The sequence below is a fragment of the Planotetraspora kaengkrachanensis genome, from assembly GCF_016862895.1.
GTDB classification, from domain to species: Bacteria; Actinomycetota; Actinomycetes; order Streptosporangiales; family Streptosporangiaceae; genus Planotetraspora; species Planotetraspora kaengkrachanensis.
Genome location: NZ_BONV01000036.1, coordinates 1 through 24,775, shown reverse-complemented (window position 1 = coordinate 24,775; position 24,775 = coordinate 1). Strand labels below are relative to the sequence as shown.

General features: G+C 69.4%; 25 protein-coding genes and 1 pseudogene. 10 read left to right on the top strand and 16 right to left on the bottom strand.

What is annotated here, in order from left to right; translation table 11 throughout:
* Positions 1-114: 114 nt before the first annotated feature.
* The 5 genes and pseudogenes from Pka01_RS30695 (at position 115) to Pka01_RS30675 (ending at position 6,472) form a co-directional block, all read left to right on the top strand.
* On the top strand, positions 115-1,320 hold the full coding sequence (locus Pka01_RS30695) for a HupE/UreJ family protein (RefSeq protein ID WP_203886426.1): 1,206 nt from the start codon (positions 115-117) through the stop codon (positions 1,318-1,320).
* 127 nt (positions 1,321-1,447) lie between these two features.
* On the top strand, positions 1,448-3,421 hold the full coding sequence (locus Pka01_RS30690) for a purple acid phosphatase family protein (protein ID WP_203886425.1): 1,974 nt from the start codon (positions 1,448-1,450) through the stop codon (positions 3,419-3,421).
* Positions 3,422-3,496: 75 nt separating this feature from the next.
* Positions 3,497-4,588, top strand: a complete 1,092-nt coding sequence (locus Pka01_RS30685; RefSeq protein ID WP_203886424.1) for a WxL protein peptidoglycan domain-containing protein — start codon at positions 3,497-3,499, stop codon at positions 4,586-4,588.
* 69 nt (positions 4,589-4,657) lie between these two features.
* Positions 4,658-5,403, top strand: a pseudogene (locus Pka01_RS30680) (IS5 family transposase); the annotation flags it as partial.
* Positions 5,404-5,593: 190 nt separating this feature from the next.
* Positions 5,594-6,472, top strand: coding sequence for a GNAT family N-acetyltransferase (locus tag Pka01_RS30675; RefSeq protein WP_203886423.1), 879 nt, complete (start codon positions 5,594-5,596; stop codon positions 6,470-6,472).
* A gap of 66 nt (positions 6,473-6,538) precedes the next feature.
* On the opposite strand, the gene Pka01_RS30670 is transcribed toward Pka01_RS30675, so the two are convergent.
* The 3 genes from Pka01_RS30670 to Pka01_RS30660 all read right to left on the bottom strand — a co-directional run bounded on the left by Pka01_RS30670 (position 6,539) and on the right by Pka01_RS30660 (position 9,749).
* Complete coding sequence (locus Pka01_RS30670; RefSeq protein WP_203886422.1) at positions 6,539-7,546, bottom strand: glycosyltransferase; 1,008 nt, start codon at positions 7,544-7,546, stop codon at positions 6,539-6,541.
* Between the two features lie 80 nt (positions 7,547-7,626).
* Positions 7,627-8,547, bottom strand: coding sequence for an RNA polymerase sigma-70 factor (locus tag Pka01_RS30665; protein WP_203886421.1), 921 nt, complete (start codon positions 8,545-8,547; stop codon positions 7,627-7,629).
* Positions 8,544-9,749 carry an NAD(P)/FAD-dependent oxidoreductase gene (locus Pka01_RS30660; RefSeq protein WP_203886420.1) on the bottom strand — a complete coding sequence of 402 codons (1,206 nt, stop codon included), beginning with the start codon at positions 9,747-9,749 and terminating at the stop codon, positions 8,544-8,546. Before Pka01_RS30660 ends, Pka01_RS30665 begins: the two co-directional genes overlap by 4 nt.
* 149 nt (positions 9,750-9,898) lie before the next feature.
* Between Pka01_RS30660 and Pka01_RS30655 the strand changes: the two genes are divergently transcribed.
* Positions 9,899-10,189 (top strand): hypothetical protein, encoded by a 291-nt coding sequence (locus Pka01_RS30655; RefSeq protein ID WP_203886419.1) that lies wholly within the window; start codon positions 9,899-9,901, stop codon positions 10,187-10,189.
* Between the two features lie 151 nt (positions 10,190-10,340).
* Positions 10,341-10,829: a lamin tail domain-containing protein gene (locus Pka01_RS30650; protein WP_239115584.1), complete on the top strand. Its 489-nt coding sequence runs from the start codon at positions 10,341-10,343 to the stop codon at positions 10,827-10,829.
* Between the two features lie 49 nt (positions 10,830-10,878).
* On the opposite strand, the gene Pka01_RS30645 is transcribed toward Pka01_RS30650, so the two are convergent.
* From Pka01_RS30645 to Pka01_RS30625, 5 genes are all read right to left on the bottom strand, one after another.
* Positions 10,879-11,253: a cupin domain-containing protein gene (locus Pka01_RS30645; protein ID WP_203886418.1), complete on the bottom strand. Its 375-nt coding sequence runs from the start codon at positions 11,251-11,253 to the stop codon at positions 10,879-10,881.
* On the bottom strand, positions 11,253-11,687 hold the full coding sequence (locus tag Pka01_RS30640) for a hypothetical protein (protein ID WP_203886417.1): 435 nt from the start codon (positions 11,685-11,687) through the stop codon (positions 11,253-11,255). The genes Pka01_RS30645 and Pka01_RS30640 overlap by 1 nt, the downstream gene beginning before the upstream one ends.
* 69 nt (positions 11,688-11,756) lie before the next feature.
* Positions 11,757-12,074: a hypothetical protein gene (locus tag Pka01_RS30635; RefSeq protein ID WP_203886416.1), complete on the bottom strand. Its 318-nt coding sequence runs from the start codon at positions 12,072-12,074 to the stop codon at positions 11,757-11,759.
* 80 nt (positions 12,075-12,154) lie between these two features.
* The gene (locus Pka01_RS30630; RefSeq protein ID WP_203886415.1) at positions 12,155-12,811 is read right to left on the bottom strand and encodes a response regulator; all 657 of its coding nucleotides are present in this window, start codon (positions 12,809-12,811) and stop codon (positions 12,155-12,157) included.
* A complete protein-coding gene (locus tag Pka01_RS30625) occupies positions 12,808-13,977 on the bottom strand; it encodes a sensor histidine kinase (RefSeq protein ID WP_203886414.1) in 1,170 nt (389 codons plus the stop codon). Before Pka01_RS30625 ends, Pka01_RS30630 begins: the two co-directional genes overlap by 4 nt.
* A gap of 160 nt (positions 13,978-14,137) precedes the next feature.
* Here Pka01_RS30625 and Pka01_RS30620 point away from each other — a divergent pair, with 160 nt between their 5' ends.
* Entirely contained in the window at positions 14,138-14,854 is a 717-nt protein-coding gene (locus tag Pka01_RS30620; protein WP_203886413.1) for a hypothetical protein, read from the top strand.
* Positions 14,855-14,930: 76 nt separating this feature from the next.
* Here Pka01_RS30620 and Pka01_RS30615 read toward each other — a convergent pair whose 3' ends face one another.
* From Pka01_RS30615 to Pka01_RS30590, 6 genes are all read right to left on the bottom strand, one after another.
* Positions 14,931-15,524: a hypothetical protein gene (locus Pka01_RS30615; protein ID WP_203886412.1), complete on the bottom strand. Its 594-nt coding sequence runs from the start codon at positions 15,522-15,524 to the stop codon at positions 14,931-14,933.
* A gap of 116 nt (positions 15,525-15,640) precedes the next feature.
* Positions 15,641-16,369 carry a DUF4232 domain-containing protein gene (locus Pka01_RS30610; protein ID WP_203886411.1) on the bottom strand — a complete coding sequence of 243 codons (729 nt, stop codon included), beginning with the start codon at positions 16,367-16,369 and terminating at the stop codon, positions 15,641-15,643.
* A gap of 205 nt (positions 16,370-16,574) precedes the next feature.
* Positions 16,575-17,663 (bottom strand): hypothetical protein, encoded by a 1,089-nt coding sequence (locus tag Pka01_RS30605; RefSeq protein WP_203886410.1) that lies wholly within the window; start codon positions 17,661-17,663, stop codon positions 16,575-16,577.
* A gap of 106 nt (positions 17,664-17,769) precedes the next feature.
* A complete protein-coding gene (locus Pka01_RS30600; RefSeq protein WP_203886409.1) occupies positions 17,770-20,160 on the bottom strand; it encodes an ATP-binding cassette domain-containing protein in 2,391 nt (796 codons plus the stop codon).
* A gap of 109 nt (positions 20,161-20,269) precedes the next feature.
* Positions 20,270-20,680 carry a VOC family protein gene (locus Pka01_RS30595; RefSeq protein ID WP_203886408.1) on the bottom strand — a complete coding sequence of 137 codons (411 nt, stop codon included), beginning with the start codon at positions 20,678-20,680 and terminating at the stop codon, positions 20,270-20,272.
* Positions 20,681-20,685: 5 nt separating this feature from the next.
* Entirely contained in the window at positions 20,686-21,135 is a 450-nt protein-coding gene (locus Pka01_RS30590; RefSeq protein ID WP_203886407.1) for a helix-turn-helix transcriptional regulator, read from the bottom strand.
* Positions 21,136-21,361: 226 nt separating this feature from the next.
* Here Pka01_RS30590 and Pka01_RS30585 point away from each other — a divergent pair, with 226 nt between their 5' ends.
* Both Pka01_RS30585 and Pka01_RS30580 read left to right on the top strand, forming a co-directional pair.
* A complete protein-coding gene (locus tag Pka01_RS30585; RefSeq protein ID WP_203886406.1) occupies positions 21,362-22,576 on the top strand; it encodes an acyl-CoA dehydrogenase family protein in 1,215 nt (404 codons plus the stop codon).
* An 81-nt stretch (positions 22,577-22,657) separates the two neighbouring features.
* Positions 22,658-23,365, top strand: a complete 708-nt coding sequence (locus Pka01_RS30580) for a Clp protease N-terminal domain-containing protein (protein ID WP_203886405.1) — start codon at positions 22,658-22,660, stop codon at positions 23,363-23,365.
* A gap of 43 nt (positions 23,366-23,408) precedes the next feature.
* Here the strand turns inward: Pka01_RS30580 and Pka01_RS30575 are convergent, their stop codons facing one another.
* Together Pka01_RS30575 and Pka01_RS30570 are read right to left on the bottom strand one after the other, a co-directional pair.
* A complete protein-coding gene (locus Pka01_RS30575; protein ID WP_203886404.1) occupies positions 23,409-24,044 on the bottom strand; it encodes a hypothetical protein in 636 nt (211 codons plus the stop codon).
* Positions 24,044-24,598, bottom strand: a complete 555-nt coding sequence (locus Pka01_RS30570) for a SigE family RNA polymerase sigma factor (protein WP_239115582.1) — start codon at positions 24,596-24,598, stop codon at positions 24,044-24,046. The genes Pka01_RS30575 and Pka01_RS30570 overlap by 1 nt, the downstream gene beginning before the upstream one ends.
* Positions 24,599-24,775: the final 177 nt, after the last annotated feature.

Below are 24,775 nucleotides of genomic sequence, written 5' to 3'. Positions count from 1 at the left end.
GCCGCCTACAAGCCGCGGGCCCCGTTCTGGAGTTTGTTTTTCCGCAGTTCGCCGATGGTGCGGCTGTCGTTAACCCGACCCGTGCAACGTGCACTCGCAACTGAAGGAGTCACATTGTCTCGACTTGTCCGCCGCGTCGTCATCGGGATCACCGCGGCGGTGATCACCTTGCTGAGCGCCGCGCCGGCGTTCGCCCACGGGTTCACGTCGACCGTTTACGTCAACGTCGCCGGGGGCGACGCGGGTCACGTACGGACGACGCTGGAGCTCGAGTACGACCTGCTCGTCGTGTCCGCCGCCGACTACGAGAAGGACGATCCGCTCTTCCAGGCGGGAACCGCCGCTTTCGACGCCCAGGACACCCAGGCACAGGCGGCGGCGCTCAACGCGCACACGCAGTCGGCCGTCAAGTACGTCACCGATCGCTTCTCCGTCGCCTCGGGCGGCAGGGCCTGCACGTCGGCGCAGGTCGGCGACTTCACGATGACCGCCCAGGAGGGCGTGCCGTACGCCCGGCTGCTGATCGACTGGGCCTGTCCCGCGCAGGGCGACGACCACGAGGTGCGCAGTGGGCTGTTCCCCGACGCGGAGACCTACGTCAAGGGCACCAAGACGATCCTGACCTACGAGCTCGACGGACGCTCGGGCAGCGCCGCGCTCGATGCTGCGCACCCGTCCTTCTCGACCGCTCAGGCGTGGTACGAGCGGTTCTGGGAGTTCTTCCGCCTGGGCGCCGAGCATCTGCTGACCGGGATCGACCACATCCTGTTCCTGCTGGCGCTCATCGCCGGGTCACGGCGCCTGCGCGAGATCGTGCTCGCGGCCACGAGTTTCACCCTGGCGCACTCCGTCACGTTCATGCTCGCCGCCCTCGGCCTGGTCGACGTGCCCGCCGCGGTCGTGGAGCCCGTCATCGCGCTGTCGATCGCCGCGGTCGCCGGCTGGCATCTGTGGCAGATCTGGCGCCGGGGCGACCACGCCACCGAGATCGCCACGCTGGGCCGCAGTCACTTCAGTCTGGACCGTGCGGGCTGGACCCGCCTCGCGGTCGTGTTCTGCTTCGGCCTCGTGCACGGCCTGGGCTTCGCGGGCGCGCTGGGGATCGACGAGGCGTGGTCGTGGACCCTGCTGTGGTCCCTGCTGGTGTTCAACGTCGGCATCGAGGTCGTGCAGCTGACGATCATCGCTCTCGTCTTCCCCCTGCTGGCCGTGTTGCGCCGCCGTTCGCCGAGGGCGGGCCTGTGGGCCACCGGCGTGATAGCCGCCGGCGTCTCCGTGATGGGACTGATCTGGTTCGTGCAACGGGTGCTCGGCTTGTGACCTGTGAGGTCACAGGTTCCTGGGAGGTTCACTTCACCCGGTAGATCTAATTAACGGTCGGTTTACCCAGCAGCGAGAAGTTGATGGGCGTTTCTCTCCACACCCATCGGCAAAAGGAACATCACCGATGACATCGAGCAACTCCGCGCAGGCCCCCGGGTCCGTGCGGCGCCGCGTGGCCGCTGGGGCCGCTGCGGCATTCCTGGGCCTGGCCGTCGCCTCGGTCAGCGGCATGGCGACCCCCGCCAGCGCTGCCGACTCGGCCACCCTCACCGGCATCGTCCTCGGCGTTGGCGCCAACGAGGCGCAGCGCACCGTGACCTGGTACTCCTCGGCCGACACCGCGCAGAAGGTGCAGCTCGCCCCGACCGCGCAGGTCGTGAACGGCGAGTTCCCGGCTGACGCCGCCACCTTCGACGCCACCGGCGCGGCGAACATCGCCACCAGCGGCGGCTTCAACCGTCACGCGACGATCAGCAACCTGAAGGAGGACACGGCGTACTCCTACCGTGTCGGCTCCGAGGGCAACTGGTCCCCGGCGTACTCCTTCAAGACGCAGGACTTCGAGGGCAACTACGACTTCCTGTTCTTCGGCGACCCGCAGATCGGCTCGTCCGGCGACGCGGTGAAGGACGGGGCCGGCTTCGCGGACACCCTGGACGTCGCGCTGGCGGCCAACCCGAACGCTGAGCTGCTGGTCTCCGGCGGCGACCAGGTCGAGACGGCCAACACCGAGTCCCAGTGGAACGCCTTCCTCACCTCCGACAAGCTCCGCCAGTACCCGTGGGCCGCCACCATCGGCAACCACGACGTCGGCGGCAAGGCCTACGAGCAGCACTTCACCACCCCGAACACGGACCGCACGGCCCCGTATTACGACAACGGGAACCCGGCGGGAACCAAGTCGGGCGGTGACTACTGGTACATCTACAAGGATGTGCTGTTCATCGACCTCAACAGCAACAGCTACAACTCCGCGAACGGCGGCGGCGACGCGGCGCACATCGGCTTCGTCACCGACGTCATCAACAAGCACGGCAACGAGGCCAAGTGGAAGGTACTCACCTACCACCACGCGATCTACTCGCCCGCCGACCACGCCAAGGACGGCGACAACAAGGTCCGGCGTGTCGACTTCCCGACCACCTTCTCGAAGCTGGGCGTGGACCTGGTCCTGCAGGGCCACGACCACAGCTACTCCCGTAGCTACCTGATCAAGAACGGTGAGAAGGCGAACCCGGACGAGCAGCCCGGTGCCGCCGACGTGTACGCCGGCCCCGGCGGTGTCCTCTACGTGACGGGCAACTCGGCCTCGGGCTCGAAGTACTACGACATCACCAAGCCGGACAGCAGCGGCACGAGTGGCGCCGGCAACGGTGCCGACCCGCTGGACCCGAACCGCTACTGGTACAACTCGGTCCAGAACCAGGAGCACGTCCGCACCTACGTCAAGGTGCAGGTGCGCAACGACAAGCTCGTCGTCGAGAACGTCCGGAGCGGCACCTGTGCGGCCCCGAACGCGGCGGTCGAGAAGGGCCTCTCGTGCACCAACACCGCTGAGGGCCAGCCCGTCGGCTCGCTCGTCGACAAGGTCACCGTCCACCCGTACAACGGTGACGGTCAGGCCCTGCAGGTGAACGTGCCGAACGTCGCTCCGGGTGAGTTCGGCTGGACGATCGACGGCTACAACGGCCTGGTCGACCTCGGCACCGCCAAGGAGACCAACGGCGACCACTTCGAGGCGTCGGGCAAGATCAACCCGATCCTCGTGTCGGACAGCCGCCGCTCGCTCGCTCCGTGGTCGATCGCGGCCAACGTCAGCGACTTCAAGGACGCCGACAAGACGTTCTCCGGCGCCAACCTCGGTTGGACGCCGTACGTCCTCGACGGCGGCGCGGGTGCCACGGCCGCCAAGCCGGTCGCCTCGGGCTACGTGGACCAGGGCCAGGGTCTGTCGATCTCGCGCGCCCTCGGTTCGGCCGAGCAGGGTCACGCCCGCGGCACGGCCAAGCTGGGCGCCGACCTGGACCTGAAGATCCCGGACAGCGTCACCAAGGGTGGCTACCGCGCCACTCTGACGATCACTGCCCTGAGCAGCTGATCGCATCCGTTTCACCTGGCGGGGCAGGCGCCTTCGGGTGGCCTGCCCCGCCTCCCCCTTTCCAGGAGAACCCGCATGAAAGCGCCCGCACCGCGCCGGACGGCCACCGTCGGCACCCTCGTCCGCACCGCCGCCCTGGCCGTGCTCACGGCCATCGCGATCGCCGGTGTGAGTGCCGGTGTGAGTGCCGGTCCCGCCATGGCCGACGACGGCGACGTCACCTGGACGGTCAGGACGGCCTCGAACGGGTTCGGCGCCGACCGCTCCAGCTTCAGCTATGACGTCAACCCCGGCGGCCAGATCAAGGACGCCATGGTCGTCGCCAACCGCAGCAAGACCCCGCTCACGCTCACCGTCTACGCCGCGGACGGCTTCACGACCGACACGGGCCAGCTCGACCTGCTCACCAAGGACAAGAAGTCGGTCGGCATCGGCGTCTGGGTCCACGCCGGCCGCGACAGCGTCACGGTCCAGCCCGGCAAGACCGCCCAGGTCCCCTTCACGGTCTCCGTTCCGGACAACGCCACGCCCGGCGACTACGTGGGCGGCGTCCTCACCTCTTTGACGCAGGCCGACCAGGCCGAGGGCATCAACGTGGACCGGCGCCTCGGCATCCGGGTCAAGCTGCGGGTGAGCGGCGAGCTCAAGCCGAACCTCTCCGTCGAGGACTTCGACGTCGACTACTCCGGCACGTTCAACCCGTTCGGCACAGGTGACGCCACGATCACCTACACGATCCACAACACCGGCAACGCCATGTTGTCGACCCAGCAGGCGGTGTCGGTCTCAGGACCGTTCGGATGGCTGCGAACCGACGCGAGCAAGCTCGCCTCCCCGCCGGAACTGCTCCCGGGTGAGAGCTGGAAGGTGAAGGTGCCCGTCCACGGCGTGACGCCCGCCGTCGACCTGGCCGCGACCGTGACTCTCACGCCCCTGATCACCGACGCGTCGGGCTCCACCAGCGCTCTCAAGCCGACCCAGACCACGGCGCACGGCTGGGCCGTCCCGTGGACGCTGTCGCTGCTGGTCATCGTGGTGATCGCCGCCATCGTCTGGGCGATCTTCCGCACGCGCCGCAACCGCGTACGGCGCAAGCTGCGTGAGGACGAGCGCGTCCGCGAGGCGGTCGAGCAGGCGCTCCGCGACCAGGAGGCGCAGGCGCGCTGACCGCCCGCGGGCTCTTATGTACCAGGGCCTGTATCGAAATGAATCTCACCCCATGAATGATCTTCGTTCATGGGGCGGGGAGATCTCACTGATGAACAGTGGGCGATGATGGAGTCGTTGCTGCCGAAAGGGACGAAGGCGGGGCGGCCGCCTGTCTGGCCCCGGCGGCAGTTGATCGACGGCATACGGTTCCGGGTCGCAACGGGCGTCCCGTGGCGGGACGTGCCCGCCGAGTACGGGCCGTGGGGCCGTATCTACGACCTGTTCCGCCGATGGCAGCGGAACGGTACCCGGCACAGGATCTTCAGCCAGCTCCAGTCCCTGGCCGAGCTCCTTGATCATGGACTGGGACGTTCGCGCGGCGGGTTCACCACCAAGTTGCACCTGGCCGTCGAGCAAGGACAGAAGCCCATGGCGATCGTGGTAACGGCCGGGCAGCGCGGCGACTCGCCGCAGTTCGAACCCGTGCTGAGAAAGGTCCGCGTGGCCCGTATCAGGGCGGGTCGGCCGCGCGTCCGTCCCGATCGGGTGCGTGCCGACAAGGCGTACGGCTCCCGGAAGAACCGTGCCTACCTGCGCCGACGTGGGATCCGGTGCACGATCCCGGAGAAGAAGGACCAGGTCCGCAACCGTAAGAAGCTCGGCTCCCGCGGGGGTCGGCCGCCGACGTTCGACAAGGCCGACTACCGCGAGAGGCACGCGGTCGAATGCGGGATCAATCGCCTCAAGCGCCACCGGCCGTGGCCACGAGATACGACAAACTCGCCGTCCGCTACGAAGCAACCGTGCTGGTCGCGGCCATCAATGAGTGGCTGTCACCAAACTGCCGCACCAGCCTTCACTTAACCCTTTGCCGAGGAACCGATAGGCCAGCTAAGTTGTCGCAGCCGTCCATGTTGATCCGGACCGGCGCTGTCGACGAGGAGGTGTGGAGCACATGCGCAGGAGTGCCCAGCAGTTGAGCCCGCGTACTGACCTTTGCCACCTCCTCACGACGGAGACACCTTGTCGCTCCGCATCACCCCACTGACCGACCCCGCTCACGGGGCGCACAGCCGACGCCTTGCATGGCTGGCGTCCGACGCCGATTCCATCCCCGTCGGGACGGCCTTTCTGCGCCTGTTCGATGGCGGACAACAGCACCTGGCCGAACTGACCCTCCACGTCCATCCCGTGGAGCGCCGCAAGGGCGTCGGCTCCCGGCTCCTCGGCACCGCCGTGGCCGCCGCCCGGGACAACGCCCGACGCTGCGTCATGGCGCAGGCCCAGGCCGGATCGCCCGGCGACCAATTCCTGCCGGCCCGCGGCTTCCGCAAGGTCCTCACCCTGAGGTACGCCCGCTTGCCACTGGCCGACGTGGACACCATCGCCATCGCCGAGATCATCGAGCGTCCACATCCCGGCTACCGGCTGGCATCATGGCAGGGAACCGTCCCCGACGCCCTCGCCCAGACGTTTGCCGCCTCACGCCGCGCCATGGACGACATGCCCATGGAAGACACCGACTACGGCACCGTGGCCTGGGACGTGGACCGGGTCCGGGCTGCGGCGAAGGCCGTCGAAGAGCGCGGCGACCAGTTGCACACGGTCGTCGCCATCGACACCTGCGACGACTCGATCGCCGGATTCACCGAACTCGTCGTCCCCGGCAATGGCACGGGTGATGGCCAGCACTACGGCACCGGCGTACTGCCCGAGCACCGCGGGCACGGCCTCGGCCGATGGATGAAGGCAGAGTCGATCCGGCAAGCCCACGGGCGCTATCCAGACCTCGGCGGCCTCCTGACCGACACCGCCGACAGCAACACGCACATGAGACACATCAGCGACAGCCTCGGCTACGTGCCCACGCACACGACCCTGCAGTATCAGCTCGACCTGTAGAGACGAGCGGACGGGCCGGACCTGGGCATCACCTCGTCCGGCCCGTCGGCACTTTCACAACAGGCCCTAGACGAACTCCGGCAGCCGGCGGGCGACCTCGTCAGGGGACGGCATGCGGGCGATCTCCTCGGCGATCGCCCGGGCCGCCTCACGGTGGCCCGAGCGGCCGTGGCGCGGCAACAGCACCCCCGCGTGCGCGGCGACGGCGTTCGCGCTCAGCTCTTCGGGGAGCAGGCGCAGCCCCGCGCCCGCGGCGCTGACGGCGTCGGCGTTGGCGAACTGGTCCGCTCCCTGGGGGAGGATCAGCTGCGGGACTCCGGCGGCGAGCGCGCCGAGGGTGGTGCCGCTGCCACCGTGATGCACGACCACGTCGACGTGCGGCAACAGCTCCGCCTGCGGCACCCAGCTCCGCACGGTGACGTCGGCCGGCATGTCTCCCAACTGCTCCGGGCGCACCCGGCCCGCGGCGACCACCACGCGCGCGTCCAGCATCGCCAGCCCCTCGATGGCCGTGGTGAGCAACTCCGTGGTGCCGAACGCGGTGCCGAGCGTCAGATAGATCAGCGGCCGTGAATCGTGCCGGCCGACCCGGGCGGGCAGGGCGGCGGGCGGCGAGTACGGGACGGGCCGCAGCACGATGCGGTCCGCGGTGGCGAGGAAGTCCTCGTCCTGCAAGGACGGCGGGCAGATGTCGATGTGCGGCCGCCCGGGAGCCTCGGCGATCTTCATGGGCGGTTCCAGCCCGATTCCTTCGGGGAACATGCGGCCGAAGCCATGCCAGACACTGGGAATGCCGGCACGGTGCGCGGCGATCGCCGCCCCCGGCAGTCCCCATTCATGGACCACGAGGTCGGGTCGCAGCCGCGCCAGTTCCGGTTCGAGATCCTCGGCGTAGATCTCATAGAACGAGTCCGCGGGTCGGAACGGGCGCAGTCCGTTCGCGGCCAGCGGCGCGTGCACGTCCTCACCGGCCGCGAAATGCACCTCGTGCCCGGCGTCCCGCGCGGCGATCGCGAGCGGGATCAGCGGGTAGGTGTGACCGACCGACGCAAGGCTCGCGAACAGCACACGCATGCCAGGAATCTACGCAGACCGACCTGGCTTCGATGACCTGTTCGCTCACGGCGATGGCGACTCGACCACCTCCGCCGCTCTCAGGGCGTGGCCACGTCGCGGGTGATCCCGTCGGCGATGGCCCCCAGCTTGTCGGGGTTGGCGATGTTGTGGATGGCCGTGATGCGGCCGTCGGCGTCGAAGTCGAAGGTGACGGCGGCGATCACGCGGTCGGGACCGCTGAACACCATGCCCGGGCCGCCGTTGATCTCGACCAGCCGGGCGTTCATGTCGGCCGGCTCGACGCCCTGGTAGGTGACCGTGCCGATGGCCGCGAACCAGGCGGCCACCACCCGCGCTCCCACGACCGGCTTGAGGGCCTGGCGGACCTTGCCGCCGCCGTCGGTCCACAGGGTGACCTCCGGGGAGACCAGCTCCATGAGGGCGTTGATGTCGCCCCCGGTCGCGGCGGCGAGGAACCGTTCTGTGACCTCTCGCTGCCGCGACCGGTCCGCCGTGAAGCGCGGACGCCGGGCCCGCACATGCTCGCGGGCACGGTGCGCGGCCTGGCGCACCGCGACCTCGGAGCGCTCCACCGCCTCGGCGATCTCGGCGTGGCTGAAGTCGAAGACCTCCTTCAGCACGAACACCGCACGCTCGAGCGGGCTCAGGGTCTCCAGCACCACCAGCATTGCCGTCGACACGGAATCGGCGCCGGTGACCGCCTCGGCGGTGTCGCCGCTGGTGAGGATCGGCTCCGGGAGCCACGGGCCCACATAGGTCTCCCGCTGATACCGGGCCGAGCGCAACCGTTCCAGCGCCAGATTCGACGCGATCCGCGCCAGATACGCCTTCGGGTCGGCGACCTGCGAACGATCGGCGGCCGACCATTTGATCCAGGCGTCCTGGACCACGTCCTCGGCGTCGGCCACGGTCCCGAGGATGCGGTAGGCCACCGAGAACAGCAGGTTGCGGTGCCGGTCGAACACCTGCTGGTCGTGGTCGGCGGACGGGTGGGTCATCGTGTCCCCCGGATGCGGGTGAAGCGACCACCGCGGGGCCAGAACGCCCCTGAGGCGGGCATCCTCTTCATACGGGCATAGGTCGGCCAAGGCGATGCGGTCACCGTCTCCTTATAGCGGACCGCCATGCGCCCGGCCAGATAGACCCGTCGCGGGCTGTCGTCGGGGTGGGTGAACTGAACGACGGCGTCGTTTCTGCCCAGACTCACCGGCGTGTGGTAGTAGCCGAAACGGAACGGCTTGGGCCGCCTGCCGTCCAGGACGCGGCAGATCGACACGGCGGCGTGCACGCCGGTCGGCATCCCACCCTGGCAGGTCCCGTGCATGACGCCGTAGCCCTGAAGGATCGCGGCCGCGTCGCCCACGGCGTACACGTCGGGGTGCGAGACCGACCGCAGCGAGGCGTCGGTGACGATGCGACCACGCTCGTCGACGGTCAGGCCCGCGGCGGCCGCCAGCGGCGACACGCGTGTGCCGCTCGTCCACAGGACCACGTCGGCGGCGACGCTCTCCCCGCCCGCCAACTCCACCACGCCGGGCAGCACCTTCACCACCTCGACCCCGCTGCGCACCCGCACGCCCAGGCGCTCGAGCGCCGACTGGAGGTACGCCCTGGCCTTCGGGTGCATGGCCGCACCGGGCTCACCCCGGCCGAGCAGCACGACGTCGAGCTCCGGGTGCCGCTCGGCGATCTCCGCGGCCGACTCGATGCCGGTGAGCCCGCTGCCCCCGACCACCACCGTCCCGCTGCCGAGCCGCGCCAGCCGGTCGGCCAGCACCTCGGCGTCCTGGGCGCCGTCCAGGGTGTGCGCGTGGTCCTCGACACCCGGCACCGCCGCGGTGTCGGCCACGCTGCCCAGGCCGTACACCAGCGTGTCGTAGTGGAGGACCCGGTCGTCGTCGATCCGCACGGTCTTCGCGTCCGCGTCGACGGCGGTCACCCATCCGCGGACGAACTGCGCGCCCGTGCCCCGCAGCAGCTCCGGGATGTTCATCTCGGCGACCCGCTGCCCGGTCGCCGTCATGGGCAGCCGCAACCGCTCGGTGAACCGCTCCTGGGGGTTCACCAGGGTCACCCGCACGCCCTCGCGCCGCCCGACCCGGGCCGCGAGCTGGATCGCCGCGGCCATGCCGGCGTAGCCCGCCCCGAGAACCAGAACGTGGTGCGTCGCCGCCGTGCCGGACCCGTGCCGTGTGGTCATCGTCGTGCCTTCCTTCTCATCGAGCTGACGACCACGTGATGGATGCGGCCCATCCGTTCGTGACTCGACATCGATGTGACGCGCAACACACTCGGGTCCGCGCTCTCAGGCCCTTGGTGTCCGCGCGGAGGCGTGCGAGGGTCGAACACATGGAGACGGCCGACGACAGGGAAGCCTTGCTGATCATGGAAGAGGTGCTGGCCATCGTCCGGTCGGTTCCGCACGACACGACCTGGACGAGCTATGAGGACTGGGACGCCGCGGTGTCCGACATCCGCGACCACGTCGAGCGACTCCGGCTGGGCGATCTGAGCAGGTGGCCCGACCTTCGCTTCCTGTTCGCCCCCACCGGGCGACTGCAGGAACTGGCCATCGGCAACGGCTGGTCCGGGCGGTACCTGTCGCTGGCCGAGCGGTTCGACGCGCTCTCCCCCGCCTGACCACCCCACCGCGCGGGCCGGCCCGCGCGGCCGTGGCGTCGGCGCAAAAGGCGACCAGAGATACCAAAGCGATGCAGGAACGGTCCATCGGTAACCATTGCGATCATTACGATCGAATCGCTGGACACATCCCCCACCTCAGGAGCCTCCTGTGCGTGTTCGTTCCCTGCTGCTGGCCGCCACGTTGGGCGTCGGCGCGGTCGTCATCTCCCAGCCGGCTTACGCGGCGGGCCCGGCCATCCAGATCACCAAGATCTACTACAACTCGTACGGCCGCACCTCGGACACCCCTGTCACGAACACCAAGCTCAACGGCGAGTACGTACAGATCAAGAACACGACGAAGAAGGCGGTCAGCCTGAAGGGCTGGACCCTCCGCGACAAGCAGAGCACCACCTCGGGCCACATCTTCAAGTTCGGCACGTTCACCCTCGGCGCCGGCAAGACGGTCACCGTCCGGACCGGCAAGGGCAAGAACACCTCGGCCAACCGGTACTGGGGCAGGAGCAGCAGCCAGGGGACCTTCGCCTACATCTGGAACAACACCTCGGACACCGCCTACCTGCGGAACGCGTCCGGAACGTTGAAGGACTCCTGCTCCTACAAGTCGAAGTCGACGGTCTACTCCAAGGCCTGCTGAGCCCGGCCGGACCATGAGGACGCCGCTCACCTGCAGGAGCGGCGTCCGTCTATGCGCCGTCTGCCCGGACGGGGATGAACAGCGCCTCGAACGGCGGGTCGCCGACGCCGGTCGTGACGTGCCCCGTTCCCGTGGTGTCGGAGGCGAGCACCAGGTCACCGGGACCGAAGCGCCGCCGGCTGCCGTCGCTCACCGTGACCTCGATCGTCCCGCGCAGCATCACCACCCACTGCTCACGAGGCGCCGGGTGCGCACTGCTGTCGAAGACGGCGCTGCGCAGGTACTGCACGCCGCCGCTCGACGGCAGCCCGGCGACCGCCATGGCGGGCACGCCTTCGGCGACATTCCGCTGCTCGAGCGCGATCTCGCCGTCCTCGAAGGCCGACCCGCCGTCCCCGGCCCGGGCGATCCTGGTGAATCGCATCAGTTCACTCCGATGAACTGGTGGTCGGTGCCGATCCGGCCGTCGCCGTCCAAGGCCAGGACGTCCAGGCCGCCGCCGACCGCCTCCCCCGTACGGGCAGACACCATCGACCACCGGAGCGCGAGCACATTGGAGAGAAGAAGCACAGGCTCTCCGGCGGCCTCGAAGACGTGCTCGCCCGGCGCGACGAACATCTCATAGGCCCGGGTCACCCTGGCGTCCAACGCGTCGTGGCCGCGGACTTCCAGCGGCGGCACGGGAAACGCGAGAGCCGAGGCGGCGTCACGGATCGTCTCGGGGGGTTCGACCAGCACCTGGATCCCGTCGGGTGCCCACAGCTCGCGAATCAGCGCTCTACGCGTCTCCGGATCGGGCTCGTTCCACTGGGCGACATATCGGTGACCCCATTGCTTCACATCGAGTGGATTGCTCATGCGCAGCAGTGTGGAGTCCGGCCCGCAGGATTGCGATTCCCTGCGGGGAATCGCCAAGGTCCCCCAGCCTCACACCGTCCCGTGTCCGACGGCGAACACTTCGTAGTGGTCGACGGTCAGCTCACGGTCGACCAGGAAGCGGTCGTCCTGGGGATAGAAGACTGCGCGCTCGGGGTCGGGGCCGGCGAAGGCCCTGACCGACTCCCAGGAGTCCCACATCGAGGTCAGCAGGAACTCCACCCGGTCGCCGTCGTCGCGGCGGGTGAAGGTGACGCCCCGGTTGCCCGGCGTCGAGGTGTAGCCCGGATGGCCGGTCTCCATCAGGTAGGCCGCGTAGGCGTCGGCGTCGTCGGCCCGCGTCCATCCGCGCCAGGTCCTCATGATCACGGCTACCTCCCCGTCATGTCGACACCAGCTATGAACGTATACCGGTGTCGGTTCACAGTGCAACCGGCGGCACGCGAAAATCACGCCGAGGGACGGACCAGCCCGGACTCGTAGGCCAGCACGACGGCCTGCACCCGGTCCCGCACCTGGAGCTTGGCGAACACATGCGCCAGGTGGGTCTTGACGGTGGTCTCCGCCAGGCACAACCGGGCCCCGATCTCGGTGTTCGTCGCCCCCGTCGCCAGCTCGCGTAGCACGTCGAGCTCACGGCCGGTGAGGCCGCGGAGCTGCTCCGGTACGCCTGCCGACGGCGGTGGGGTGCGTACGAACGACTCGATCAGGCGCTGGGTGACCCGCGGGGAGAGCATCGCGTCCCCGGACATCGCACTGCGCACGGCGGCGGCCAGGTCCTCCGGGGAGATGTCCTTGAGCAGGAATCCGGTGGCTCCGGCGCGCAACGCCGCGTAGACGTACTCGTCGGCGTCGAAGGTGGTGAGCACGACGATGCGGGGCGGCGCCTCGGCGGTCATCAGCTCCTCCGTGGCGGACAGCCCGTCCTGACGGGGCATCCGGATGTCCATCAGCACCAGGTCCGGCCGCAGGGTTCGGGCCATGTAGACGGCCTCGATCCCGTCCCCCGCCTCCCCCACGACGTCGATGTCCGGCTGCTTCTCCAGGATGGAGCGGAAACCGGCACGCACCAGCACCTGATCGTCGACCACCAGCACCCGGATCACCGCACACGCTCCACGGGCGGGAAGGCGGCGTGCACGACGAATCCTGATCCGCGTGGTTCCGCCAGCAGCCGCCCGCCGTACATCGTGACCCGCTCCTTCATGCCGATCAGCCCGTGGCCGCCCCCGAGCCGGGATCCCCTGTCGTCACGATGGCGTGGTCCCGTGTCGGACACCTCGACCTCCAGGTGCGGGTCGGCGGTGACGCGTACGCGCACACGTGTGCGGCCCGCGTGCCGCAGCGAGTTGGTCAGCGCCTCCTGGACGACCCGGTAGACCGCCAGCTCTCGCCCGGGATCGGCTTCGACCTGCCCAGGGACGTGCAGGTCCACCGTCAGGCCGGCCTTGCGCATCGACTCGGCGAGTTCGGGCAGGTCCGCCAGGCCGGGTGAGGGATGCCCGGACGGAGGGAGATCGTCGCCCAGCCGCAGCAGGCTGAGCGTCCGGCGCAACTCCCCGATGACCTGCCGCCCGGTCGCCTCGACCGCGAGAAGCGACTCGCGGGCCGCGGTCGCCGACTCGTCGAGCTCCATCCGCGCCGCGCCCGTCTGCACGACCATGACGGTCACGCCGTGCGCGAGCACGTCGTGCATCTCACGCGCGATCCGGGTCCGCTCCTCCAGGAGGACGTGACGGCTGTGCTCGTCGCGCTGCTCGGCAAGTTGGCGCAGTGCTTCCTTGAGGTCGTGACGCTGCTGGAGGAGCCGGTTGATCAGGTATCCCGCGATGAAAGTCGGCCACAGGATCATCAGCGGGAAGAGGATGTCCTCCCACCCTCCGAAGCTCCGCATGTGGATCGGGTACAGCGCGAAGGCGGCCACCGGCAGCGGCAGTACCAGCAGTGACCGTCGCATGTCGCTCCAGCGTGCCGCCGAGTACGTCGCGGTCGCCATCGGCAGCACCGTGCCCCAGAAGGTGGAGGTGTGGGGAACGCACAGGCTCGTGAGGATGTCCGACCCGAACACGACGACCGCGACAGGGACGGGCCAGACCCGGCGTGCGGCCAGGGGGACGGTCCTCAGCAGGGAGACGACCACATTGAGCCACATCGGCCCGCCGAAGTAGCCGTCGTTGTTCGGTATGACGAGCTGAGCGATCGCCGCGGCCGCGGCGACCACCGCGAGGAAGAGGTCGAAGGCCCACTGGCGCCGCGACAACGCACTGTGCATGGGCGAACTGTAGTGCGGGGCCGGCTGCCGGCGGATCATGCCCCCGATGGCGGTGGCCTCCTCCGCGCGTATGAGAGGGAAGGTCCGTCGCGGCTGAGGCCCCGGCGGCCGGCGGCGACCTAGTGTGGCCGCACCATTCCCGAACTATCGGAGCAAGTTCATGAAACTCCTCAAGCCCCTACCCCCGTACCGGCCCGGCGAGGGTGCGGGTCAGGCGCCGTCGCTCCGGATCACCGCGCTGGCGCTGTTCGGATCGTGGCTGTGCGTCGCGATCACGGAGTCGGTTTTCGGCAACCTCGACGAGACCACCTCCATCGCGGCCATCGCCGAGGGCAGCGGCCGGCTCACCGCCGGTGGTCTGATCCAGCTCGGCGCCGCGGCCCTGCTCGGGCTCGCCCTCGCCGGCTTGGGGCCCGTCATGCGAGGCAGCGTCGCGGGGCGGATCGGGTGGGCCCTGCTGGTGCCCGCGGTCCCGTGCTCCGGCGCATTCGCAATGTTCCACCTGATTCTGGTCGAGACCGGGGCCTCCGGTCTGAACCAGACGGCGATGGAGCAATTCGTCGTGGAGCGCTTCCAGGGCCCAGGGTTGTGGGCCGTGCCGGTGACCTACTACGTGTTCCTGGGGATGCTCTCCCTGCTGCTGGTGCTGATCGCGCTGGTGCGCCGTGGCGTGACCTCGTTCATCGCGCCCGTTCTCTTCGCGGCCGGCCTCGTCGGAGACAACGTCGTCACAGGCGGCGTCCCCGAGGTCGCGAGCGTCTGCGTGATGGCCCTCGGCGCCGCTGTCGCGGCGTACGGCCTCTGGCGGGTCGGCGGCATGAAGCCCGCGATGCCCGGAGTGCCCGAGACCGCCGGTTCCGGGGTCGCCGCGGCGTGATCCGGGGAACCGGATGGTGTGAAGCCCTTCGCGGATGATCCGGCACGGGGGCGCCCCGCTTCGGGACCAGGAGATCTCACCAGGGCAGGCCGCGATCCTCGCCCCCCACGGCCTCGACCAGACGTAGCAGCACCGTCCCGCCCAGGGCGACGGCGACCACCCATGTGTAGATCGGGGCGGCCGACACCTCGCCCGCCCTGAGGGACATGATCGTGTGGTCGGGGTCGTAGACGATGTCGATCCGTTCACCGATCTCGAGGGTGCCTCCGCGATACACCTGACGGCTGTCGTCGGCACAGCTGAGCCGCATCTCGGAGCTGCTGTCCTCGATGGCTCCCCATGGCTCCCGGCTCGTCACGGAGCAACTGGTCTCCACACCACGTGCGGCCAGAATCCATACGGAGAGGCCGCCGAACGCGGCGATGTACGCCACGGCCATCGTGACGCAGGACGCGTAGGCGATCAGGCGGAAGTCGCTGAACTCTGTGACGAACATCCAGACGCCGATCGCCACCAGGCCGACCACGACCAGGACGACCATACCCACGGCTCCCGGCCACAGACCCCACGCGTAGCCGGTCGCGAGCGCCAAGATGATCATCAGGAGCGGTAGTCCGACCGCTGCCGCCAATCCAAGAAGCAGCGTCTGTACGGCTCGCCGCCTGTCCACGGCATCCCCCCGGCGTAGGTCCACACCGTCCACATTGGACGACAGAACCACGATTGCCCAGCGGCGGGCGACGCGTGATCAGGGAGCGATCGGCGCCGCCCGCGCCGGGAGCGGGGTCACCAGGCGACGACGCCCTGGGCGGCCGGCTGAATCGTGCCGACCTGGAGCGATTTGAAGGTGAGGCCGGACTGCTCCGGGTTCGGGAAGCCCTCCAGGGTCGCGACCACGAGCGGCCCGCCCTTCGTGAGGCCGACCTTCACTGTGTTGCCGGTCGGGCAATCAGGGGCCGCCTTGTCGCAGATCGTCCACTTCATACCGGCGAACGCTCCCCCGCCCGAAACCAGGTCGGCCGGCACCGACTTGCCCGGCTCGGCGACGTTCTTCGCCGGCACGGTCACCGCCTCGTCGGCTGCGTTCACGAGCGCGATCACCGGCCAGCCGCCCACGTTGCAGGTGCGGCTGGACGTGTTCATCAGGTGGACGAGCGCCATCCGGCTGTCGCCCTCACGTCGTTGCGGCTGTTCGGTGAGGGTCACCTTGAGGTCGGTCGCCTCGCAGGCCGGCGCGGCCGCCGGGGTCCCTTCCTCGGCTGGGGCGGGCGACCCGGCGGACGGCGTGGCAGGCGGTGTGGCGATCGGAGTTTCGCTCGCACTCGGCACGGCGTCGGCCGGGGTCGACGCGACCGGTGAGGTCTCCGACGGGGAACTCGCCGCCACGGGACCGACCGGCGCCGAATTCCCGCAGGCCGAGACGCCGGCGAGGATCATCGCCCCCGGTACGGCGAGCAGCAGCGCGCCCGCCTTGGCGCGGTTGACGGTCCAGCGGGTCGTACGACGTCGCGACACTGCGAAATTCCGATCTCTGGGTTGGTGAATCACGATGGCCGAGCGCCCGGTCTCCATCGCACACGGGCTCAGTGAACAGGGTCCGGGCACGGCACGGCTCGGGCGCCGGAACCGGTTCAGCACGCCGGGCGAGAATGTAGCGCAGCGGTTCGCGCGAACCGCCCCCAGGTCACCATGCGGGGAAGTTCAGGGACGGACCGGGCGATCAGGAGACGAGGGTCCGGCAGTGCTTCCAGGCGAGTTCGAGTACGGCCGCGCCTGCCGCCTGCATCGGCTCGTCGTGGACGTACCGGCTCACCGAGTCGTCATCGAACGGGATGCCCTGCGCGCCGATGACGCGTCCCTCTTCGTTCGACGTGGCGATGTCGCCGAAGACGGCGTCGAAGGTGTCCGCCTCGATCACCGTGACCGCCAGGATGTCCGTGGCGAAGGTGAGGGGGTCCACTCCGATGCCCAGGACGAGGGACCGCAGCCGGTCGTCCTCGCGGGCGTCGGTCAACTGCCGGTAGAGAGGCCAGGTCTCGTAGTCGAAGGCGTCGCCGTACACCTCCGAACGCCGGAGGAACTCCTCGGCGTACTCGCGGACCACGCACTTCCACAGGTCGAAGTCGGCGGTCTCCGCGTGGGAGCCCTCCTCGGCCGGTTGGAAGATCCCGACGGGCATGACCTGGTAGAGCCCTCCTCCGTGCGCGACCCGCGCGGGGTCACGCCAGTGGAGCACGAACGTCATGGTCCCGGCATGGCTGTCGCGCCGTAACGTCAGCATGGACACCGCGGGGAGCGCGACCCGGGCGCGCAGGCTCGTGGGATCGGGGACGAGTCCCCGGAAGGGCAGTTCGGCCTCACCCAGAAGCCGGGCCGACGCGAACTCGTGGGCGACGGTCTCGCCGACGTCGACTCCGTCGAAATAGTGGCCGCGGGTGAAGCTCATCTCCGGCCAGGCCACGTCGAGCAGGCGATAGCACGTACGGTTCTCGAACAGCCGGGGCCTGTCCAGTGCCTCCATCGCCTCGGCGTACGACGAGATGCCCGGTGGAAGCACGGCCAGCGCCTCCGCTTCGCGACCGGTCACGGCCGCGGGTGAAGGCCCGTCGTCCCACCGCAGGCCGATCCTGTGCAGCTCGATGGGCTGGGCCGGCGTCCATGCCGGTCTGGTCAGCAGCTGCGTGGATCCGACCTTGGGCACGTCCGGATAGAGCCGGTCGGCGGCTCGTGCCAGTTCGTGACGGTGCTCGTTGAGGTGACGACGCACGTCGCGCCAGGCGGATGGCGATCTGTGCGATTGCGTGCTCACGTGCGTGCTCCCCCGGGGAGAAAAGGAGTGTGACTGCCGTCAGAAACCCTACGACGCGTGGCCGGGCCCGGCCGGCACGCGACGCAGGGTTCGGCGAGGCCCCGGGTCAGGAGCCGACGTAGGCCGCGAGGTGCTCGCCGGTGATGGTGGAGCGGGCGGCCACGAGGTCGGCGGGTGTGCCCTCGAAGACGATCCGGCCACCGTCGTGACCGGCGCCGGGGCCGAGGTCGATGATCCAGTCTGCGTGCGCCATGACCGCCTGGTGGTGCTCGATGACGATGACCGACTTGCCGGAGTCGACGAGCCGGTCGAGCAGGCCGAGCAGGTGCTCGACGTCGGCGAGGTGGAGGCCGGTGGTCGGCTCGTCGAGGACGTAGACGCCGCCGTTGCCGGCCATGTTGGTGGCCAGCTTGAGCCGCTGCCGCTCGCCGCCGGACAGGGTGGTGAGCGGCTGGCCGAGGCTGAGGTAGCCGAGTCCGACGTCGGCGAGCCGCTTGAGGATGGCGTGCGCGGCCGGCGTGCGCGCCTCTCCGGCGCCGAAGAACTCCTCCGCCTCGGTGACCGACATCGCGAGCACCTCGCTGATGTCGCGGCCGGCGAGGTGGTAGTTCAGCACCGACGCCTGGAACCGCTTCCCCTCGCACTCCTCGCAGGTGGTGGCGACACCGGCCATCATCGCCAGGTCGGTGTAGATGACGCCGGCGCCGTTGCAGGTGGGGCAGGCGCCCTCGGAGTTCGCGCTGAACAGCGCCGGCTTCACGCCGTTGGTCTTCGCGAACGCCTTGCGGATCGGGTCGAGCAGTCCGGTGTAGGTCGCCGGGTTGCTCCGCCGCGAGCCCTTGATCCCTCCCTGGTCGATCGCCACCACTCCGTCCCGGCCGGAGACCGAGCCGTGGATGAGCGAGCTCTTGCCCGACCCGGCCACACCGGTCACCACCACCAGCACGCCGAGCGGGATGTCGACGTCGACGTCGCGCAGGTTGTGCGCACTGGCGCCGCGGACCTCCAGCACCCCCGACGGTTTCCGCGCCGAGTCCTTGAGTGCGGCCCTGTCGTCGAGGTGCCTGCCGGTGACGGTGCCGCTGGCCCGCAGCCCGTCGACGGTGCCCTCGAACATCACCTCGCCGCCGGCCGTGCCCGCGCCCGGGCCCAGATCGACGACATGGTCGGCGATCGCGATCGCCTCCGGCTTGTGCTCCACGACCAGCACGGTGTTGCCCTTGTCGCGCAGGCTCAGCAGCAGGCCGTTCATCCGCTGGATGTCGTGCGGGTGCAGCCCGATCGTCGGCTCGTCGAAGACGTAGGTGACGTCGGTCAGCGACGACCCGAGGTGGCGGATCATCTTGGTGCGCTGCGACTCGCCGCCCGACAGCGTGCCCGACGGCCGGTCGAGCGAGAGGTAGCCGAGCCCGATCTCCACGAACGAGTCGAGGGTGTGATGCAGCTTCGCGAGAAGCGGCGCCACCGAAGGCTCGTCGAGGCCTCGGACCCACTCGGCCAGCTCGCTGATCTGCATCGCGCACGCGTCGGCGATGTTGATCCCGCCGATCCGCGACGACCGGGCCACCTCGCTGAGCCGGGTGCCGCCGCAGTCGGGGCAGGTGTTGAACGTCACCGCCCGCTCGACGAAGGCGCGGATGTGCGGCTGCATCGCCTCCTTGTCCTTGGACAACATCGACTTCTGCAGCTTCGGGATCAGGCCCTCGTAGGTGATGTTGATACCCTCGACCTTGATCTTGGTCGGCTCCTTGTGGAGCAGGGCCTGGAGCTCCTTCTTGTCGAACTCGCGGATCGGCTTGTCCGGGTCGAAGAAGCCGGAGCCTCTGAAGATCCGGCCGTACCAGCCGTCCATGCTGTAGCCGGGAATCGTGAGCGCGCCCTCATTGAGCGACAGGTTCTCGTCGTACAGCTGGGACAGGTCGATGTCGGAGACCCTGCCCATGCCTTCGCAGCGCGGGCACATGCCGCCGGTGACGCTGAATTCGCGCCGCTCCTTGATGGTCTCCCCGCCACGCTCGAGCGTGACCGCACCCGCCCCGCTGATCGAGGCGACGTTGAAGGAGAACGCCTGGGGCGAGCCGATGTGCGGGCGCCCCAACCGGCTGAAGAGGATGCGCAACATCGCGTTGGCGTCGGTGACGGTGCCGACCGTGGAACGGGGGTTGGCGCCCATCCGCTCCTGGTCGACGATGATCGCGGTCGTCAGCCCGTCCAGCACGTCGACCTCGGGCCGGGACAACGTCGGCATGAAGCCCTGCACGAACGCACTGTAGGTCTCGTTGATCATCCGCTGGGACTCCGCGGCGATCGTGCCGAACACCAGAGAGCTCTTGCCCGAGCCCGAGACGCCGGTGAACACCGTCAGCCTGCGCTTGGGAAGCTCGACGCTGACGTCCTTGAGGTTGTTCTCGCGCGCGCCGTGCACGCGGATCAGGTCGTGGCTGTCGGCGACGTGCGGCGCAGACGACTGCGAGTCCGTCCTCGAGGCCATGCTCATCGTGTCTCCATCTGTCGGACGGGGCCGCGTTCGCGGCCTCCGTCGGCGTCGTGCGGGGGCAATGTGGCAGTGCGTTCCGTGCGGGTCATGGCGGTGATCGCCGGACGGCTCAGCCCAGCTGGTTGATCCGGATCAGGTTGCCGGCGGGATCGCGGAAGGCGCAGTCGCGGATCCCGTACGGCTGGTCGGTCGGCTCCTGGACGACCTCGGCGCCACCGCCCTGCAGTCGATCGAAGACGCCGTCGAGGTCGGGGGTGGCCAGGGTGACGATGGCATAGGTGCCCTTGGCCATCATCTCGGCGATGACGCGGCGCTCGTCTTCGGTGATGCCGGGGTCGGCGCCCGGCGGGTAGAGGACGATGGACGTGCCGGACCCGCCGGCGGGGCCCACCGTGATCCAGCGCATCTTGCCGCGTCCGACGTCGGCGCGGACCTCGAAGCCGAGGACGTCGCGGTAGAAGGCCAGGGACGCTTCCGGGTCGTCGTGCGGAAGGAACGTGTTGTGAATGGTGATGTCCATGGCCGTCAGGCTAGTTGGGCCCGTGTGACCTGCGCTTCTCGATTCCTGACCGGTCTCGTCACCTGCTTGGCCACGCAGGCGGGCATCCCGTCCGTCGTGTGCGCCTCCTGGTCCCGGTAGACGCTGGGCGGCATGCCGACCAGTTCAGTGAAGCGGGTGCTGAAGGTGCCCAGTGACGAGCAGCCGACCGCGAAGCAGACCTCGGTGACGCTGAGGTCACCGCGGCGCAGCAGCGCCATCGCCCGCTCGATGCGCCGCGTCATCAGATAGGTGTACGGCGACTCGCCGTACGCGAGCTTGAACTGCCGGCTCAGGTGCCCGGCCGACATGTTCACGCCACGGGCGAGCGCCTCGACGTCCAGCGGCTGCACATACTCCCGATCGATCCGGTCACGGACGCGCCGCAGCAGCGCAAGATCGCGCAGGTGATGCTCCGTGGCGGGTCTGCTGGTCATATGCGAATGGTACGTCGCGCCTGACTTGTCCAGCTCCGCCACAAGAAAACGGCCACCACCACCCGCGATATGTGAACGTTCTTTCGAGCATCGGCGAAAGGGGCCCGGCCGTCGTTTCCCGACGCGTCGAGTTGAAGACTGGAGACAGGCCGAGCCGCGTTTCCTCGAAGCCCGCCTCGCCGCACCCACGCGCCGGGCGTGACCAGATCCCGAGAAGGAGGCGGCCATGAGCGACACCACTCACGACCCCGCCACCCAGGACATAGCCATCCAGGACACCGACCCCGCCCACCAGCGGTTACGCGCGGACGTGCGCGATCTCTGCCGAGGTTTCCGCGACGAGTACTGGCGCGACCGTGATCGCGAACGCGCCTACCCCGAGGAGTTCGTGAGCGCCCTCACCCGAGCCGGCTATCTGTCCGTCCTCATTCCGGCGCAGTACGGCGGGCTGGGGATGGGTGTCACGGAGGGAGGCATCATCCTGCAGGAGATCAATCGCTCCGGTGGGCATTCCGCCGCCTGCCACGCCCAGATGTACACCATGGCGCCGCTGCTGCGGCACGGCACCGAGGCGCAGCGGCGCCGCTACCTGCCGGAGATCGCGACCGGCGGACTGCGGCTGCAGGCCTTCTCCATCACCGAGCCGGAAGCGGGCTCCAACACCACCCGGATCCGCACCGCGGCGGTGCGCGACGGCGACGACTACGTGGTGACCGGCCACAAGAACTGGACGAGCCGCATCACCCAGTCCGACCTGCTGATGCTGCTGGCCCGCACCCGCCCGCTGCCGGACGACCCGGCCGAACGAGCCGAGGGCATCAGCCTGTTCCTCATCGACCTGCGCCGGATCCGCGCCGAGCAGCCCGGCACGCTGGTCGTCGAGCCGGTGCGCACCATGTTCAACTACGCCACCAACCAGGTCTGGTACAAGGACATGCGCATCCCCGCGGACAGCTTGATCGGCGAGGAGGGCAGCGGTTTCCGCTACGTCATCGACGGCTGGAACGCCGAACGCATCCTGCTGGCGTCCGAGGCCGTCGGCGACGGCTACTGGTTCCTGGACCGGGCGATCGGCTACGTGAGGGAGCGCGACGTCTTCGGCCACCCCGTCGGCGCCGACCAGGGCGTGCAGTTCCCCCTGGCCCGCGCCTACACCCAGGTTGTCGCCGCCGACCAGATGCGCACCCGCGCGGCGGCCCTGTTCGACTCCGGGCGCAGGTGCGGCGCCGAGGCCAACACGGCCAAGTTCCTGGCCAGCGAGGCCAGCTGGCAGGCCGCCAACATCTGCCTGGACGCCCACGGCGGCAACGGGTTCGTGGACACCTGGGACGTCGAGCGTAAATTCCGCGAAACCCGCATGTACCAGGTCGCTCCCGTCAACAACAACCTGATCCTGGCGTTCCTGGGCCAGCACGTCCTCGGGCTGCCCCGGTCGTACTGACGGATCCTGCGCGACCACCTCTGAACCGATTTCGTCAACCCGAGGTTGACGATCTGGGTATCGTCAACTTATGGTTGACGCATGGAGAACACACCTCGCCTGGACGACCTCATCGCAGTGATCAAGACCCGGCACCCGGAGGGCGACGCCTTACGGCAACTGACCGACGCCGTGGTGCTCGGCGAGCACCTCGGCGAGCTTGCCGACCACCTGATCGGCCACTTCGTGGACCAGGCCCGGCACTCGGGCGCCTCCTGGACGGAGATCGGCCACAGCATGGGCGTCACGAAACAGGCCGCGCAGAAGCGGTTCGTGGCCAAGGAACGCGACGGCACGATGGAGGACCACCTCAAGACGTTCGCCCGTTTCGACGACGCGGCCCGCCGCGCGGTCGTCGGCTCCCAAGAGGCGGCCCGGCAGGCGCGGCACGACCGCATCGGCCCGGAGCACCTCCTCCTCGCGCTGCTGAACGAGTCGCAGTCGCCGGCGGCCCGGATCGTCGAAACGCTGAGCGGAGCGTCCGACGCCGTACGCGAGTCGCTCGCCGGAACGTTCGGGCCTGCCGGGGAGTCCGCCCTGCAGGGCCACATCGCGTTCGCCGCGCAGAGCGTCAAGGCTCTGGAGCTCGCGGGACGCGAGTCTCTGCGCCTCGGCCACGAGCACGTCGGCGCGGAGCACCTCCTGCTCGGCGTCCTGTCCATCAGCGAGAGCCCGGCCGTGGCCGTCCTCGAACAGGCGGGCGTCACGAAGGAACGCGCCGAGGCGGAGATCGCGCGGCTCCAACCGTAGGGGCGACCCGGAGCGGGCCGATCGCGAGCCCGCTCCCCGTCGATCAGTTCCGCGGGCTGTAGCGCAGACTCATGGTGTCGGTGTGTCCCGACCATCTCAGGGTGAGATGCCAGCAGCCGCTGCGGGGAAGGTCGATGCCCGAAGGGCCGGGGCCACCGAGAACCGTGCGCTCGACCACCGTTCCCGAGCCGGCGAGCCGAGCTTCGATGCGGAGCGGGTCACCGGGGTCGAGAGGAACCCGCGAGACCCAGAGGATCTTGTTGCTGCGATCGGGCAGCGGCGGCGCCGTCAACGGGTAGCCGAAGATGATCGCGGCGATGTCGCCGCGATCGCCCAGCACGTACGGCATGCGGGGCTCCGGGTCGGTGAAGCCGGTCCGTGCCCACTTCGGGAGCACCCTGCTGGGCAGGTCGGCGGCGCAGGACGCGACAGGCGACGCGGTCACCGGAGCCGGGCCGGCGGTCACGGGCCCGGTCTGATCGGAGCCGACGGCGACGCTGATCAGGGCCCCGCCCGCCAGCACGCCCAGGACGGCGCCCGCGGCCATGAGCGGAGCGAAACGACTCCAGCCGCCCCGGCGCCCGCGGGCCGTCGTCCAGTTCGGCGGCTGAGGGTCCGGCACGGCAGCCGTACGAGCCTGAAACGCGCTCCGAACCCGCGCCTGGAGATCTTCCTTCATCACTGGACACCTTCCAGACGCGCGCCGAGCGCGGCGAGGGCACGGGAGATCGTGGACGACACGGTGCCGCGGCTCACCCCGAGCGTGACGGCGATCTGCGGATCGTCGAGATCGAGGTAGAAGCGGAGCACCAGGACCTCCCGCTGCCGCCGCGACAGGTCCTTCATCGCGGCGAAGACCGCGGCGTGCTCCTCCTGGAGCAGGACCGCGGTCTCCGCCGATGTCTCCTGGATCGGCTGCTCGATCCCGACCAGTGAGGCGAGCCGACGCCGGCGCAGCGCCGACCGGCATCCGTTGACGACCGAGGTGCGCAGGTACGCCGGCGGGCTGTCCGGCGGCCCCTGGCGCTGCCAGCGGCGGTGCAGACCCATGAAGGCGTCCTGCACCACCTCCTCGGCCAGTCCCTCGTCGCCGGTCAGCAGCACCGCGACCCGGACGAGGGGTCCGGCATGGGCTTGGAACAACAGCGTGAGCTGATCCGCGAGGACCGGTGGTGGTCCGGCGCTCGCCGACCGGTCGCCATGCGGCGAAGACAGGTGATCCGTCGTCGGCACTCCCTGAGCCGCCTTCCTGAAAAAGTCCCTAGGTTCTATCCAGTAAGACGTCCGAGAGGCCGATCTGCTGAAGCCCAGCGAAGAATCGTGCGGAATTCCACCGCCGAGATCGCCACGGCTTCGCCGGCGGTCAGCGCAGGAGTGCGATGACGTCGGCGAACGTCTTCATGTGCGGCT

What these genes read in the sequence shown, in the direction of transcription:
- Pka01_RS30690 (WP_203886425.1), top strand. Translation starts at nt 1,448, where the DNA reads ATGACATCGAGCAACTCCGCGCAGGCCCCCGGGTCCGTGCGGCGCCGC.
- Pka01_RS30685 (WP_203886424.1), top strand. Translation starts at nt 3,497, where the DNA reads ATGAAAGCGCCCGCACCGCGCCGGACGGCCACCGTCGGCACCCTCGTC.
- Pka01_RS30670 (WP_203886422.1), bottom strand. Translation starts at nt 7,546, where the DNA reads ATGCGTGTGCTGTTCGCGAGCCTTGCGTCGGTCGGTCACACCTACCCG.
- Pka01_RS30665 (WP_203886421.1), bottom strand. Translation starts at nt 8,547, where the DNA reads ATGACCCACCCGTCCGCCGACCACGACCAGCAGGTGTTCGACCGGCAC.
- Pka01_RS30660 (WP_203886420.1), bottom strand. Translation starts at nt 9,749, where the DNA reads ATGACCACACGGCACGGGTCCGGCACGGCGGCGACGCACCACGTTCTG.
- Pka01_RS30655 (WP_203886419.1), top strand. Translation starts at nt 9,899, where the DNA reads ATGGAGACGGCCGACGACAGGGAAGCCTTGCTGATCATGGAAGAGGTG.
- Pka01_RS30645 (WP_203886418.1), bottom strand. Translation starts at nt 11,253, where the DNA reads ATGCGATTCACCAGGATCGCCCGGGCCGGGGACGGCGGGTCGGCCTTC.
- Pka01_RS30640 (WP_203886417.1), bottom strand. Translation starts at nt 11,687, where the DNA reads ATGAGCAATCCACTCGATGTGAAGCAATGGGGTCACCGATATGTCGCC.
- Pka01_RS30625 (WP_203886414.1), bottom strand. Translation starts at nt 13,977, where the DNA reads ATGCACAGTGCGTTGTCGCGGCGCCAGTGGGCCTTCGACCTCTTCCTC.
- Pka01_RS30620 (WP_203886413.1), top strand. Translation starts at nt 14,138, where the DNA reads ATGAAACTCCTCAAGCCCCTACCCCCGTACCGGCCCGGCGAGGGTGCG.
- Pka01_RS30600 (WP_203886409.1), bottom strand. Translation starts at nt 20,160, where the DNA reads ATGAGCATGGCCTCGAGGACGGACTCGCAGTCGTCTGCGCCGCACGTC.
- Pka01_RS30595 (WP_203886408.1), bottom strand. Translation starts at nt 20,680, where the DNA reads ATGGACATCACCATTCACAACACGTTCCTTCCGCACGACGACCCGGAA.
- Pka01_RS30590 (WP_203886407.1), bottom strand. Translation starts at nt 21,135, where the DNA reads ATGACCAGCAGACCCGCCACGGAGCATCACCTGCGCGATCTTGCGCTG.
- Pka01_RS30585 (WP_203886406.1), top strand. Translation starts at nt 21,362, where the DNA reads ATGAGCGACACCACTCACGACCCCGCCACCCAGGACATAGCCATCCAG.
- Pka01_RS30580 (WP_203886405.1), top strand. Translation starts at nt 22,658, where the DNA reads ATGGAGAACACACCTCGCCTGGACGACCTCATCGCAGTGATCAAGACC.
- Pka01_RS30575 (WP_203886404.1), bottom strand. Translation starts at nt 24,044, where the DNA reads ATGAAGGAAGATCTCCAGGCGCGGGTTCGGAGCGCGTTTCAGGCTCGT.